Raw genomic sequence first — 16017 nt, 5'->3', positions numbered from 1 at the left:
TTAAATATTTAAAAGAAACAGAGATAATATAATGATAAAAATACCTATTATTTCTATTTTTTTCAATCTTTCTTTAAAAAATAGAAAACTTATTATATTTATTATTAAAATACTTCCTATTGAATAAATTGTGAAAGCTATAGAGGTTTTTATATAATTTAAAGATAATATTAAAAAATAAGATGAAAATAAGTTAGGAATTCCTACTGATATACCAGTAAGAATTTCTTTTTTTGTTAATTTTTTTAAATCTTTTTTTGAAAAAATTAAACTTATCAAAAATGCTGATATAAAAACAAAAAATAGAAATATACTTTTAATTTCTGTTTTGGCATATTTTTGGAATAATTTATTTGAAAATTCTGCCATTCCACCCGTTAATAATAATAAAATTAATAAATAATTAAAATTCTTTTTTTCATTTTTATTTGGAATATTTATTAGAAATATAGAAGTTAAAGATAAAATTATACCAAAAGATTGGATTTTAGTTGGATATTCTTTCCATAAAATTATTGATATTATCATTGGAACAAGAATTCCAATTTTTGAAAATGCACCAGATAATGAAGCTCCATTTTCTTTAATATTTATTTGATAAAGTAAAAAAGATAGAAAAAAGAATAATCCAGCAGGAACTCCTATAATTAAGCTCCATATGAAACTTGAACTATTACTTAAAATTAAGTTGGGGGTTTCTATTACATTTTTAAACTCATTAAAAAAATTTATGTTATTTTCAAAATTAAGTGGGATTCTTAAAGACATAATCCCACTTATTATTGAGGCAGTTGCATAATTAAATGTTGTAACATTTAATCTACTTTGAGAATTGAGTTCTGATACTTTAAATATTATTGCTATTGAAGAACTAAAAAATATTGCTATTATTAAATATATCAAAATAACACCTCAATTAATTTTTTAACATCAAATACAAAATACCAATATATTCATGTAATGCACTTGCTGTAGCTTTTAAAAATTCCATCTTTGGCAAAAAATCATACCAACTTAATTCTGTTCTTGAAAGTTGATAATCTGTAGGTATTGGTATTAAATTTTCTTCAAAATATTTTTCGAATATTTTCATAGACCTTGGTAAATGTACAGCTGAAGTAACTAAATATATTTTATCCTTATTCAAAGATTTAGCTATATCAGATGCAAATTTAGCATTTTCTTCTGTGTTTCTAGCATTTATTTCTATAAAAATATCTTCTGGTTCAACTCCCATTTTTATCAATGTATCTTTCATAACAAAAGCTTCCGGAAGATTTTTTGTCCCTTCAATTTTTCCTCCTGTTACTATTATGGGATATCTTAAATTTTTATACATTAAATATGATTGATATATTCTTTGCATAGATGAATCTGAAAGTTGATTTGTGTTTTCTGAAATATTAGATATTATTCCACCACCAAGTGTCAGTATTATACCATTATCATTTGAAAATTCTTTACCTTGAAGTTTAAATGGAGGATATTTATTTTCTAAAGGGTAGACAAGCATTCTTGAAAACCAACCAGTTGAAATTATATATATTATTATCAATATAGAAAGAAGAAATTTTCTAACACGTTTCTCTTTTTTTAAGTAGTATAAAAACATTATAAAACATATCAATATAAAAATTCCGGGAATTTCAAAAAGGGAACCAATAATTTTGTAAAGGATCATAAAACCACCTCATGAATAAATTTATTAATACTCCAAACATTATATAAAAACCAAAAGGTATTTTAGCCTGTTCTTTTTTAAAATTTAAAATAAGTATCAATATGATACTAAATATTATTATAAAAAAAATTTCATATCCAAAATATAAACTTAATACTGTTAAAAGTTTTACATCTCCAAATCCCATTTTTTTCTTTTTATAAAAATTTACAAGTAATAAAAAAATTATTATTGAAATTATTAAATTATAAATAGAAAAATTAAATAAAGATACAATTAAAATTATTATTACAGAAGTATCTGGAATTATGAATTTTTTATAGTCAATATATCCAGCAAATATTATAGAGTTTATAATAATTATATCAAAGAAATTTTCAAATAAAAAGAAATGAATTAAATTTATAGAAAAAATTAAAGTGCCCAATAGGCACTTTTTTTTAAAAGTCATATCAGTTCTAATTCCTTTAGTTCATCTTTATTTAAAACAGCATTGAACGAATCTTTTAAGCCATATATATACCATGAGTATTCATCTTTTAAGTTTTTAAAAATTTTTTTAGCTTTTTCTATTTCGCCAGATTTAAAATATGGTATAACTAATAAAAGTTTGAAATGTTCATTGTTTTCAGATCTTTCTATGAATTTTTCTATAAATTTTATGACTGTTTTATTTTTATTGTTTTCTATCATTAATTTAGTCCATATCTCTATATCACTCTCGTATTCCGGAATAGAATTTAAAATTTCGTTTAAAAGACCTTCAGCTTCTATATTTCTTGATAATTCTTTATATATATTTGAAAGTTGGAATTTTCCAAGTATACTTTTTGGAAATCTATTTAAAAATTTTTCTAAAATGTTTGCTGCTTTATCATACTTGTCTACTTCCATATAAGCATCAGTTATCATAAAATAAGTTACATAATTATTAGGGGCAAGTTCTATTTCTTTTTTCCAAATTTCAGCCGCTTTATCATATTCTTTTAAATTAAAATAAGCCTCTCCTAGTTCAGACAAAGCGGCAATATTCCAAGGGTCTATTTTTGCAGCTTTTTCGAGAGACTTTTTTCCATCTTCAAAATTTCCTTCTTCAATTAGAATAGATCCTAAAAGTTCATATGCAGGGGCAAAATTAGAATCAATATCTAATGTGAAGTATAATATTTTTTTTACTATATCAAAATCTTTTTTATCAGCTCTATCCAAAACTATATCTATCAAACCATTCAAAGAAACATGATTAAAATCATTTATTTTTATATTGAATTCTTCCATATAGGATAAAAAATCATTAAAAATAAAAGGACTTGTTATGAAGTTAGAATTTATACCTGGAATATTATCCATGAGAACTTTTAACGTTTTACATTCATTTATAAAGTCTTTTTTTTCTTTTAAATCTACCATCATAAGATCAAAATCGCCTTCATATAAATATTCAGAAAGTAATAATGGAAAGGGTGTTCTATCTGTTATAGTGTAAACCTCTCCATTTAAGTTCACGTTTACAATGTTCTCCATATAAATCTCCCCCTTTGAAGTATGTAAAAAAATCTTCATAATAATTTTACCATACTTAACAAAAATTAAAAAATTTGATTATATTTTAAAAATTAAAATATAGTGCTATAATTATATTTAAATTATAATAATTCAAGGAATTTATATATAGTTTTATAAATGATATTAAAATATAAAAGGAGTATATCATGAATAAGAAAAAAGCAATAGCTTTAAGATATAAAAAAGGTACTGATAAAGCACCTAAAATAGTTGCTAAAGGAATAAATGAAATAGCTGATAAAATAATAGAAAGAGCTGAAGAAGAAAGAATCCCTATTATTAAAGATGAAGTTGCTACAGAAAATTTTTATGGATTAGATTTAAATTTAGAAATTCCTCCTGAAATGTATAAAATAGCTGCTGAAATAATAGCTTATGTTTACACTATTGATAAAAAAGGGAGATAAAATCTCCCTTTAAAGTCCTAAATTCTCAGCGATTAAAATTATTTTAAATCTTCCAGGATGTCTTACTCCTGTTTCTAATATGGTTTTGTGAACACAAATTCTTTCTCTTGATTCACAATCTATACATTCGCCTAATCTCGTACAGGGCGTTTTAGTGTTTAATCTTTTTGCATTCATTGGAGCTATATAAGTAATTCTTGAATTTGCTTCTTCTAAATTGTTTACAACTTTATTCATTCCAGCAACTATTATTACATTTTTAGGTCCCCAAATCATAGGGGCTACTCTTGAACCATTACCATCCAATTGTACTATTTTACCATCATAAGTTATTGCATTTGCAGAACAAATAAAAAAATCACTCGTAAAAGATTCTAAAAATACTTTATTCATTTCATCTGAATTTTTAGCATTTTTTCTGCTGATATAATTTATATTACTGTTTTCTAAATAATCGATTATACCAGTTTGAGATAAAGTAATACTTCCACCCACAGTAACTTTTGAATTTTCTGGTATTAATTTTTTTATAATTTCTAAAGCTTCACTAGAAGATTCTACAAGATAAGCTTCATGTTTCTTCATTCTCAAATTTTCTATAATTTCATTTCCTATACTCATAAATTTCCATTTGTAAAGTTCATCTCTCATTTTATCCCCCCTATTGTTTATCTAAAAATATTTTAACATGATAAAATAAAAAAGAATAAATATTTAAGTGAAATAGAATAAAAATGAAGGTGATAAATTTGAAAAAAAATCCATTATATGAAGATATATCAATATTATTAGAATCAATGATAAATTCGAATGAATATAAGATTGGAGATAAAATTCCTGGCGATATTCAATTAATGAATAAATTTAAAGTTAGTCGTGAAACTATAAGAAGAGCAATAAATATTTTAGTTGAAGAAGGTTATGTTGTTAGAAGACCTGGTAAGGGTACTTTTATATCAAAAAAAGATGGAATAAATGATAGTATAGGCGAAAAAATTTCTTTTACAAAAGAGATAATAAAAATGGGATATGTTCCTAAGAATAAAATAATAAGTTTTAACAAAGTTAAAAATAATAAAAAACTTTTCCAAAACGAAGAATACTTATATAGAATAATAAAAATAAGATATGCTTCTGAAATACCTTTTGCTTATGAGGAATCATATCTTCCTTTTAGTAAAGTTGGAGATATAGATGAAGATATGATAAAAGACTCCATGCATTATTTTTTGTCTAAAAAGAAAAATTTTATTTATAAAAAGATGGAGCAAGAAATAAAACCAGTATTGATAGATTCACCCATATCAGAATACTTAAATACAAAAAGAATTCCCGGTATAAAATTATCGAGAAAAATATTTGATGAAAAAAATGATATTTTTTTATATTTAAAATTTATATTTAGAGGTGATATATATACATTTAAAAGTGTAGTTAAATTTTAAATAATTCAAAATTTAATGGAATTTAAAGCTTAATCTAAAATAAAAACTGATTTTCAAAGCTTAATAAAATTAATAACATTTAAACAAAAAATTAATATAGTATATAATTTAAATGTCCGGACAGTATGTACATTATTTAGGAGATGAGCAAATGAATATTCAAAAATTAAAAAATAAAATAAAAAAAGATATTTCTTATGATATTGATATATCAATTCAAAACAATGCCTTAAAGCTTGAAGGTGTGGTTGAAAATTGGGAACAAGTAATTAAAGCTGGAAAAATAGCTGCTATGTCAGATTTTGATGGAGTTATAAATAATTTGAAATTTATAAATCAAGAAAAAGAAAATTTTATAAATACAGATTTAAAAGATAACAAATTAAATAATAAAAAATATGATGTAATTATTATAGGTGCTGGAATAATAGGTTGTAGTATTGCAAGAGAACTCTCAAAATGGAATATAAAAATTTTAGTAATAGATAAAGAAAATGATATAGCAGTACATACTTCATCAAGAAATGATGGAATGATTCATCCAGGATTAAGTCCTAAACCTGGTACTAAAAAAGCTTATTATAATGTACTTGGCAATAAATTATATGAAAAAAAATCAAAAGAATTAAATTTTGAATTTAAAAGAACAGGATCTTTAATAGTTTTTGATAAATGGCATTTAAAATTCATATCGCCTTTTATTAAATTAAGAGCTAAAAAAAATGGTGTTTATTTAAAATATGTTGATAAAAAACAAATAAATATGATAGAACCAAATATAGATAAGAACTTAATAGGAGGATTTTTAATTCCTTCAACAGGAATTATATCACCATATAAAACAACAATAGCATATGCAGAAAATGCAGTTGAAAATGGAGTTGATATTAGTTTTGAAACATTCTTAAAAGATGTTTATAAAGAAAATAATGAAGTAGTTTATATAGAAACTAATAGAGGAAGAATATTCACAAAGTGTTTAATAAATTGTGCTGGAGTTCATTCTGATGAAGTAGCAGAAATTGTTGGAGATAGATTTTATACTATACATCCAAGAAAAGGCGAGATAATTATATTGGATAAAAAAACAGGAAATTTTATAAATTCAGTGGTTTCAAAAACTGATTTTAATTTAAAAAATAATAGTAAGGGTGGAGGAATAATAAAAACAGTAGAAGAGAATTTATTATTAGGGCCTAATGCTTATGAACAACCTTATAAAGAAGATTATAGTACAACTTCAAAAGGAATAAATGAAATAATGAATAAACATAGTTCTGTTTTAAAACAAATAAATAAAAAAGATATAATAACTTATTTTTCAGGGACAAGAGCTTCTACTTATAAAGAAGATTTTATAATAAAACAATCTTCAAAAATTTCAAATTTTATTCATGTATCTGGAATACAATCACCTGGAATAGCTTCTGCACCGTCTATATCAGAAGATGTTGAGAAAATAACTATAAATATTTTAAAAAGTAAAACAAATATAAATCAAAATATTAAATATAATCCAAATAGAAAAGGATATCCTATACTTTATTTATTAGAGGATAAAGAAAAAAATAGAATTATTAATAAAAATCCAGATTTTGGAAAAATAGTTTGTAGATGTGAAATGATAAGTTATGGAGAAATAAAATCAGTTATACATTCTAATATACCAGCTATTACTTTAGATGCGATAAAAAGAAGAACAAGAGTTGGAATGGGAAGATGTCAAGGTGGGTTTTGTACACCTTTATTATTAAAAATAATTCATGAAGAAACTGGAATAGAATATGAAAAAATTTTAAAAAAAGGTTTAGGTTCAAATTTAATATTTAAGGAAACAAAAAAATTTGGGGATGATTTTATTGAAAGAATATGAAGTTATTATCATAGGTGGAGGACCTGCTGGAATGGCAGCTGCTTTAAAAGTCAATAATGAAGGTTGTAAAGCTCTAATAATTGAAAGAGAAGAAAGATTAGGTGGAATCTTAAAACAATGCATACATGATGGGTTTGGAGTTTTAAAATTTAATGAAAGACTTACGGGACCTGAATATGCTTTAAAATATAAAAATATTATAAAAAATAAAGATATTGATATATTATTAAAAACTTTTGTTATTGAAATAAAAAAAGATAAAGATTTTCATATTAAAATAATAAATGAAAATGGAATACATATTTTAAAAACAAAAACTGTAATTTTTTCAACTGGTTGTAGAGAAAGAACATCAAAACAAATTTTTATACAAGGAGAGAGACCTGCTGGAATATATAATGCTGGAACTGCTCAATATATGACTAATATAATGGGATTTATGCCAGGAAAAAATTGTATTATTTTAGGAAGCGGTGATATAGGGCTAATAATGGCGAGAAGACTTACACTTGAAGGAGCTAAAGTATTGGGAGTTTATGAGATAAAAGATACACCATCAGGTCTTACAAGAAATATAAGACAGTGTTTATATGATTATGATATACCTTTATATTTGTCGCATTCAATAACAAAAATATTTGGAAAAGAAAGAATTGAAGCTGTTGAAATATCTAAAGTAAATAAAAACTATGAACTTATAGAAAATTCAAAGAAAATAATAAAGTGTGATACTTTAATATTATCAGTTGGATTAATACCCGAAAATGAACTTTTAGAAGATCTAGGAATAACTATAGATAAAAAAACAAATGGAGCATTTGTAGATAATGATTTTATGTCTGTTGAAATTCCAGGAATATTTATATGTGGTAATGCTCTCCATGTAAACGATCTAGTAGATTATGTTTCCGAGAGTGGTGAAATTGCTGGAAAAAAAGCATGCGAATATATTAAAAATAAAAAAACAAATAATAAGAATACTAAAGTAGATATAAATGAAAATTTTTTATACATTGTACCTCAATATATAAATGAAAATTCAAATGATGAGATAATTTTTTATTTTAGAAGTAAAAAGAGATTTGAAAATGCTAAATTAAAAATTTTTTTAGATGACAAAATTGTTGAAAAAAATTATAATAAATTAATTCCGGCAGAAATGGAAAAATTAACTATAAAAAATATTAAAAATAAAAAAATAAGTATGATATTGGAGTGATAATGGTGAAACTTACTTGTATAGTATGTCCAAACTCCTGTGAATTAAATATTGAAAAAGAAAAAAATGAATATATTATAACTGGTAATAAATGTAAAAGAGGATATTATTTTGCATTAAATGAATTAAAAGATCCAAGAAGAACAATATGTACTACAATAAAAACGATTTTTAAAGATAAGCCAAGATTATCTGTTAAAACAAATTCAGAAGTTCCCAAGAATAAAATATTTGAAATAATGCAAAATATAAATAAATTCATACTTAAAGAAAAAATAGAACCTGGAAGTATTGTTTTAAAAAATGTTTGTAATACAGGGGTGGATATAATAACTACGGATGAAATAGAATAAAATGGGTTGGGGTGAAATAAATGCAGGGGGATGAAAGAATTTTATCAATTGATTGTGGAACCCAGAGTTTGAGAGGAATTATTTTTGATAAATTTGGATATATTAAAGGGTATAAAAAAATAGATTTTAATCCTTATTTTTCTATTAAACCTGGTTGGGCAGAACAAAAAGCTGAAATATATTGGAAAAGTTTATGTGAAGCAACAAATTATTTGAAATTAGAAAATTTTTCAGAATTTAAAAAAATAGATGCTGTTGTCATAACTACTTTGAGAGATACAATGATAAATTTAGATAAAAATGGAAAAGTATTGAGAAATACTATAACTTGGCTTGATCAAAGAATGGTTAAATATCCAGGAAAACTTTATAAACATGAAAAATTAATATTTGATTTGGTTGGTATGAAAAAAACTATAGAAATTATATCAAGAGAATCAAAAGCTAATTGGATAAAAGAAAATGAAAATGAAGTATGGAATAAAACTTATAAATATATTCAATTATCAGCATATTTGAATTTTAAATTAACAGGCGAAATAAAAGATTCTATTGCAAATCAAGTAGGCCATATTCCTTTTAATTATAAAAAAAGAAAATGGGAAGAAAATTTGAGTAGTTGGAAATGGCGAATTTTTGGTATTGAAAAAGATAAACTTTCAGAACTTGTTGAACCTGGAACCTTGATAGGAAATATAAACAAAAATGCTGAATATGAAACTGGATTAAAAAATGGAATTCCAGTTTATGCTGGTGCTTCAGATAAAGGGTGTGAAACTCTTGCAAATGGATGTATTGATGAAAGATGTGCGAGTATAAGTTTTGGAACTACAGCAACTATTCAAATAACATCTAATAAGTATATAGAACCAATAAAATTTATGCCTGCATATCCTGGTATTATAAAAAACTCATATAATCCCGAAGTAGAAATATTTAGAGGCTATTGGATGATAAGTTGGTTTAAAAAAGAATTTGCACAAAAAGAAATGGAAGAAGCAAAAAAATTAAATATAAATCCTGAAATTCTTTTAAATCAAAGATTAAATAGTATACCAGCTGGTTCAGACGGTTTAATATTACAACCATATTGGGGACCACATATAAAAACCCCTTTTGCAAAAGGATCAATAATAGGTTTTGGAGATGTTCATACGAGAATACATATATATAGAGCAATTATAGAAGGTATAAATTATGGTTTAATGGATGGTATAGAAATGATTGAATCTAAAACTAATAAACATATTGAAGAAATAAAGGTTTCAGGAGGTGGAAGTAAATCAGAAACTATATGTCAAATAACTTCTGATATGTTCAATAGAAAAGTACTTAGAATACATACTAATGAAGCTAGTGGATTAGGAGCAGCTATGATAGGTTTTGTTTCATTGGGAATATATAAAAATTATCAAGAAGCAATAAAAAATATGATTCATTATAAAGATGAGTTTATTCCAGATAAAAAAAATTCTGAAATATATAAAGATTTATTTCATAAAGTATATAAAAGAATATATCCAAGATTAAAAAATTTATATATTCAAATTAAGGATATAGCTAATTATCCAAATGAATAAGGGGTGGGATTTATGGGTCATAAATATAAAGGATTCGAACCAAATTGGTATATAAATAAACCGCCAGAAAATTCTTATAGAAGCATATTTAAGTGGGGGGAATGGAATGAATTTAAACATCCAAATGAAAAATTATATGAATTAATGAAAAAAACGTTTAATATGACAGATAATGATTTTATAGAACCTAAAAATCTTGGGCTTGATGATGTGAAATATGATGGAGAAATTAAACTTACTAAAGAAAATATAAATAAATTTAAAACTATTGTTGGTGAAGACAATGTAAATGAGGATGTTTATACGAGACTTTCAGTTTCTTATGGTAAAACTATGATTGATTCAATAAGAATGAGGCACAAAAAAGTAGAAAATATTCCAGATATAGTAATTTATCCAAGAGATAAAAAAGATATAATTAATATAGTTAGATATTGTAATGATGAAAAAATACCTATATATGTATTTGGTGGTGGATCAACTGTAACAAGAGGTATGGAAGCTGTAAAACAAGGAATAACCTTAGATATGAGAAAACATCTGAATAAGGTAATAAGATTTAATGAAATAAATCAAACTATAACTGTTCAAGCTGGAATGCAAGGTCCGGATCTTGAAGAGTATTTAAATAAAGCCCCAGAAAAATTTAATGCAAAAAGAAGATATACTTGTGGACATTTTCCACAATCATTTGAATATTCTTCAGTAGGAGGTTGGATAGTAACAAGAGGAGCAGGACAAAATTCGACATATTTCGGAAAAATTGAAGATATAGTTATATGCCAAGAATATATTACTCCAATAGGAGAAATAAAAACTAATGAATTTCCTGCTCAAGCTACTGGTCCAGATATAGATGAAATAATGATGGGAAGTGAAGGAGCATTTGGTATTCTCATTAGTGCCACTTTAAAAATTTTTAAGTATTTACCAGAAAACCATCAAAAATTTTCATTCATATTTAAAAATTGGGAAGATGCAAAAGAAGCTGCAAGAGAAATAATGCAAGGTCAGTTTGGTTATCCATCAGTTTTTAGACTATCTGATCCTGAAGAGACAGATGTTGCTATGAAATTATACGGTGTAGAAGATACTATAATAGATAAAATTCTTAAATTTAGAGGATTCAATCCTATGGAAAGATGTTTAATGCTCGGATTTACAGAAGGAGAAAAAAATTTTTCTAAATTGGTGAAAAAAAATATAAAAAAAATTTGTAAAAAATATAATGCTATGTATACAACAGGATATATCACCTCTTCATGGGAAAAAGGTAGATTTAGAGATCCTTATTTAAGAGAAGATCTTGGAGACTTTGGAATTATGATAGATACATTGGAATGCTCTGTAAATTGGGAAAATATGGAAAAAGTTCATACAGGAGTAAGAAAATTTTGTCATAGCAGACCAAATACAATATGTATGACTCATATATCACATTTTTATCCTCAGGGAGCAAATTTATATTTTATTTTTATTGCAAAAATGGAAGAGGAAGAAGAATATCTCGAATATCAATATGGAATATTAGACAATATTCAAAAATATGGTGCGAGCATGTCACATCATCATGGAATAGGGAAAATGACTGCTCCTTGGTTAGAAAGCTATATAGGTGAAAATCAAATGGATTTATTTAAGAATTTAAAAAATTATTTTGATCCTAATAATATAATGAATCCAGGTGGAACATTAGGTTTAGATTTGGAAAAAAATTTAATAAGAAATAATAAAAAATAACATACCTATTATGGTATGTTATTTTGTTTTTTATAGATACAATAAAAATATATTTATTTAATAATTAGTTAATATTTCGGTTTTATAATGTGTTATGATTACTGTATAAATAATAAAATGTTAATTTATCAAATGAAATTTAATTTATGTTTTTTATAAATAAAAATATTATTTTATTTTAAGAAAAAATTTAATGATGTAATTATATAGCTTATTATTAAAAATTAAGGGGGTATTACAATGAATACTATAAGTAAAAAAATAATTATTTTTATTTCTTCAATTTCAGTAATACTATTTGCAATTCAAATTTATATTAATGTAAGTTCTTTAAAAACAAATATACAAAGTATGGCTGATAATTATTTATCTGCAAAGAGTGAAGGGATTTCAGATAATTTAAATATTTCTTTCGAAAAGATAAAAGAGAGTTCTGAAAATCTTTCAAATTTAGTTTCATCTTTTAAAACTTATGATGAAGAGTCAACAGATATTATAATAAATTTTTTGAATGAAATAATAAAAAATAATCCTTTAATAGTTGGAGGAGGTTTTTGGATGGAACCATATGAATATGATAAAAATGAAATATATTTTGGACCATATTCATATAAAGAAAATTCAAACATAAAATTAACTTGGGATTATTCAAATGAAAAATCAAATTATTTTAAAGAAGATTGGTATAAATCGGGAATAAAATCTAAAAATTCTGTTTGGAGTCGACCTTATGCTGACTCTGTCACCAATGTGACTATGATCACAATAACCTCTCCAATAATAAAAGATAACAAAAATATAGGTGTTACTACAATAGATATTGGATTGGATGTTTTAACTGATAAAGTTTTGAATATTGATATTGGAGAAACTGGATCAGCTTTTGCAGTATATAAAGATGGTACTTATGTTGTTTCAAATAATAAAGAAGAAAATTTAAAGATTAATATAAAAAATAAATTAGAGAAAGATATTACAGATTATATTTTATCTGAAAGGACTGAAGTAAAAGAATTTGACTATAATTCCAAAAATACATATTTTTCAAAATCAATAATAGGAGATACAGGAATATTCATAATTATAAACCTTTTAGAAGAAGAATTAGGAATAAGAAATGCTATAACTCAATCAATAATAATTTCTATAATATTTATAGCTATATTTATTTTAATTCTATTTCTTTTAATAAATAAAATAATTATAAATCCTTTAAAATATATAAAAAATAAAATTGAAAAATTTGGAAAAGGAGATCTTACAGTAGATTTTAAACTGAATAGAAGAGATGAAATAGGTGATATTTCAAATGCATTAGAAGATATGAGAAAAAATTTAAATGATGCTTTAAAACAAGTTGAATTTAGTTCTAATTCAAATTTAGAGTATTCAAAAAAATTGAACAATACAGCTGAAGAATTGATAAATTTTGGAATTAAGTTACAAGAAAAAATAACTACTGTAAAAGATAATTCTGAGAATGTTAGCAATAATGTTGAAAATTTAAATAATGGTATATTTGAAGTAGCTCAAGGTTCTACTACTATTTCTAATTCGGCACAAGAACTCAGTATTTTTTCTGGTGAATCATTAAGTTCAGCTGAAGATGGATCTGAAAAAATAAAAGATATAAAATCTACTATAGATAATGCAAAAAATAGATCTAAATTAACAGAAGAAGAAGTTGAAAAACTTTTAAATAATACAAAAAATGTTCAAAGTATAATTGAAAGTATTAGAAGTATAACAGAACAAACTAATTTATTAGCATTGAATGCTGCTATTGAAGCAGCTCGTGCGGGAGAAGCTGGAAAAGGATTTGCTGTAGTTGCAGATGAAATAAGAAAACTTGCAGATGATAGTTCTAAAGCAACACAAGAAATTGAAGAAATATTAAAAGATATAAATGCTGGAACCATCAGTGTTAACAAATCAACATCTAAAATAGTTGAAATAATTGAAGGAATAGATTTAAGTACAGATGAATTAATAAAAAAATTTGAAGATATAAAACAAAAAGTGTATTCGATTAATAGTGAAATAAACAATCTTTCAGCATCGAGTCAAGAACAAAGTGCTTCATCTGAAGAAATGAATTCTTCAATGGAGGCGGCAGATAATTTAGTAAAGGAAATATTTTATCAAATAAAAGATATTAAAGAAATGATAGAAACTAACACAAAAAAATCTCATGAAATTGAACAACTTTCTGATTCATTAAAAGAAATATCAACAAATTTAAATGAAAAAATAAACATATTCAAATTCGAATGATATCTGATTATTCAGATATCATTTTTTTTAAAATTTAAATATACTTTATGAAAAAATAAACTCATTTTGTTATAATTGTTATAAATAATATAAGGGGGTAATAATATGAATAAAGTTTTAGAAAATTTAGAACCCAAAGAAGTTTTTAAATGGTTTGAAGAAATAAATCAAATTCCACGTTGTTCAAAGTGTGAAAAAAAAATAAGTGATTGGCTTTTTAATTTTGCTAAAGAAAGAAATCTTGAAGTAATACAAGACAAAGCTTTAAATATAATAATTAGAAAAAATGGTACAAATGGTAAAGAAAATAATCCCATAATTACACTTCAAGGTCATATGGATATGGTCTGTGAAAAAGAAAGTTCTGTAAAACATGATTTTTCTAAAGATCCTATAAAAATGAAAATTAATGGAGACTTTATTGAAACAGAGGGCACAACATTAGGTGGAGATGATGGTATAGCTGTAGCTTTTGCATTAGCTTTATTAGATTCTAAAGATATAGCCCATCCACCAATAGAAGTTTTAATAACAACCGATGAAGAAACTGGAATGACAGGTGCTCATAATTTAAATCCAGAAAATATTAAAGGTAAAACTTTAATAAATATAGATTCAGAAGAAGAAGGAATATTTTTAGTTAGTTGTGCTGGTGGAATGAGGGAAAATATATCCCTTGATTTAGAATATAAAGAATCTAAAAAAGATTATAGATTCTTTGAAATATATATAACAGGATTAAATGGTGGTCATTCAGGTTCTGAAATAATAAAACAAAAAGCTAATGCTAATAAATTAATGGGAAGAGTTTTATATGAAATATCTAAAAATACTAAAATAAGACTTGTTGATTTAATTGGAGGCGCGAAAGATAATGCAATACCAAGAGAATCAAAGGCAATAATAGCATTTGATGAAAAATATTTTACTACAATAAAAAATGATTTTGACGAAATTGTTGATATAATAAAAAAAGAATATTATAAAGTTGATAAAAATATTAGAATTGATTTTAAAGAATCAAAAGAAAAATTTAAAAAAGTTATAAAAAATAGTATTACTAAAAAAATAATAAATATAATAAATTTAATACCTGATGGTGTGATAAGAATGTCAGACGAAATTGAAGATTTAGTTGAAACATCTAATAATTTGGGTATTATTGAAATAAAAGATAAAAAAATATATTTTAAATCTGCTTCAAGAAGTTCTATAGAAAGTAAAAAAGATTATATGCATATGATTTTTGATAATATTGCTTTTTTAACAAATTCAACAGTTCAAAGAACTGCTGAATATCCAGCATGGCAATTCAAAGAAAATTCAAAAATAAGAAATGTTTTTATAGATGTTTATAAAAAAATGTATAACAAAGATCCAGAAATTTCAGCAATACATGCTGGTTTAGAATGTGGACTTTTTAAAGAAAAACTTGGAGATATAGATATGATATCATTTGGTCCTAATTTATATGATGTTCATACTCCAAAAGAAAAAATGAGTATTTCATCCGTTGAAAGAAGTTGGAATTTTCTAAAAAATATACTCAAAGAATTATAAAATATAAAAATATGGAGATATTATTGTGTCTCCATATTTTCTTATAAAATCATCAAACACGTTAAGAGGTGGAAATATGTAAGGAAAGGGGGGAATAAATGTAACAAAAAAGAAATTGACAGGAGATAGAGAAATGTGATAGTATATACTTCGGCTGGCTGAGAAGCCAGAGGAAGAAATGCTGTTTGAAAAGTGGATAGAAGAAAGCCAATAAGGTAAGGAATAAAAGACGTCAGAGAAAGAACTGAAGAAGGACAAACCATAAGGATGAAGGGTTTGATCCTGGCTCAGGGTGAACGCTGGCGGCGCGCCTAACACA

The 16017-nt window shown here is 24.5% G+C and carries 15 protein-coding genes; 9 read left to right on the top strand and 6 right to left on the bottom strand.

Features of this window, described 5'->3' with window-relative positions:
- The 4 genes from C7380_RS00070 to C7380_RS00055 are packed head-to-tail and all read right to left on the bottom strand — an operon-like array spanning nt 1 to nt 3205.
- The gene (locus tag C7380_RS00070) at nt 1-903 is read right to left on the bottom strand and encodes an SMR family transporter (protein WP_109603444.1); all 903 of its coding nucleotides are present in this window, start codon (nt 901-903) and stop codon (nt 1-3) included.
- A gap of 13 nt (nt 904-916) precedes the next feature.
- Nucleotides 917-1681 (bottom strand): YdcF family protein, encoded by a 765-nt coding sequence (locus tag C7380_RS00065; RefSeq protein ID WP_109603443.1) that lies wholly within the window; start codon nt 1679-1681, stop codon nt 917-919.
- A complete protein-coding gene (locus C7380_RS00060; protein WP_158274720.1) occupies nt 1647-2108 on the bottom strand; it encodes a prepilin peptidase in 462 nt (153 codons plus the stop codon). Before C7380_RS00060 ends, C7380_RS00065 begins: the two co-directional genes overlap by 35 nt.
- A 20-nt stretch (nt 2109-2128) precedes the next feature.
- On the bottom strand, nt 2129-3205 hold the full coding sequence (locus C7380_RS00055; protein WP_109603441.1) for a tetratricopeptide repeat protein: 1077 nt from the start codon (nt 3203-3205) through the stop codon (nt 2129-2131).
- 188 nt (nt 3206-3393) lie between these two features.
- Here C7380_RS00055 and C7380_RS00050 point away from each other — a divergent pair, with 188 nt between their 5' ends.
- The gene (locus C7380_RS00050) at nt 3394-3654 is read left to right on the top strand and encodes an EscU/YscU/HrcU family type III secretion system export apparatus switch protein (RefSeq protein ID WP_170110802.1); all 261 of its coding nucleotides are present in this window, start codon (nt 3394-3396) and stop codon (nt 3652-3654) included.
- Between the two features lie 9 nt (nt 3655-3663).
- Here C7380_RS00050 and C7380_RS00045 read toward each other — a convergent pair whose 3' ends face one another.
- Complete coding sequence (locus tag C7380_RS00045; protein ID WP_109603439.1) at nt 3664-4305, bottom strand: lactate utilization protein; 642 nt, start codon at nt 4303-4305, stop codon at nt 3664-3666.
- 98 nt (nt 4306-4403) lie between these two features.
- Here C7380_RS00045 and C7380_RS00040 point away from each other — a divergent pair, with 98 nt between their 5' ends.
- From C7380_RS00040 to C7380_RS00005, 8 genes are all read left to right on the top strand, one after another.
- The gene (locus tag C7380_RS00040) at nt 4404-5099 is read left to right on the top strand and encodes a GntR family transcriptional regulator (protein ID WP_158274719.1); all 696 of its coding nucleotides are present in this window, start codon (nt 4404-4406) and stop codon (nt 5097-5099) included.
- A gap of 151 nt (nt 5100-5250) precedes the next feature.
- Nucleotides 5251-6972, top strand: coding sequence for an NAD(P)/FAD-dependent oxidoreductase (locus C7380_RS00035; protein WP_158274718.1), 1722 nt, complete (start codon nt 5251-5253; stop codon nt 6970-6972).
- Nucleotides 6959-8191, top strand: coding sequence for an NAD(P)/FAD-dependent oxidoreductase (locus tag C7380_RS00030; RefSeq protein WP_158274717.1), 1233 nt, complete (start codon nt 6959-6961; stop codon nt 8189-8191). The genes C7380_RS00035 and C7380_RS00030 overlap by 14 nt, the downstream gene beginning before the upstream one ends.
- 5 nt (nt 8192-8196) lie before the next feature.
- Nucleotides 8197-8544 (top strand): DUF1667 domain-containing protein, encoded by a 348-nt coding sequence (locus C7380_RS00025; RefSeq protein ID WP_158274716.1) that lies wholly within the window; start codon nt 8197-8199, stop codon nt 8542-8544.
- A gap of 20 nt (nt 8545-8564) precedes the next feature.
- Nucleotides 8565-10124, top strand: coding sequence for an FGGY-family carbohydrate kinase (locus C7380_RS00020; RefSeq protein ID WP_109603434.1), 1560 nt, complete (start codon nt 8565-8567; stop codon nt 10122-10124).
- A 12-nt stretch (nt 10125-10136) separates the two neighbouring features.
- A complete protein-coding gene (locus C7380_RS00015) occupies nt 10137-11864 on the top strand; it encodes an FAD-binding oxidoreductase (RefSeq protein WP_109603433.1) in 1728 nt (575 codons plus the stop codon).
- Nucleotides 11865-12104: 240 nt separating this feature from the next.
- Complete coding sequence (locus C7380_RS00010) at nt 12105-14138, top strand: methyl-accepting chemotaxis protein (RefSeq protein ID WP_109603432.1); 2034 nt, start codon at nt 12105-12107, stop codon at nt 14136-14138.
- Between the two features lie 105 nt (nt 14139-14243).
- Nucleotides 14244-15698, top strand: coding sequence for an aminoacyl-histidine dipeptidase (locus C7380_RS00005; RefSeq protein ID WP_109603431.1), 1455 nt, complete (start codon nt 14244-14246; stop codon nt 15696-15698).
- Here C7380_RS00005 and C7380_RS13620 read toward each other — a convergent pair.
- Nucleotides 15693-16017: hypothetical protein (locus tag C7380_RS13620; RefSeq protein ID WP_206050471.1), on the bottom strand; the 325-nt coding region annotated here is incomplete at its 5' end. The two genes, C7380_RS00005 and C7380_RS13620, sit on opposite strands and share 6 nt — an antisense overlap.

The sequence above is a fragment of the Oceanotoga teriensis genome (genome assembly GCF_003148465.1).
GTDB lineage: Bacteria > Thermotogota > Thermotogae > Petrotogales > Petrotogaceae > Oceanotoga > Oceanotoga teriensis.
The sequence above is the reverse complement of the archived record's forward strand: the minus strand, read 5'-3'. Positions and strand labels throughout refer to the sequence as shown.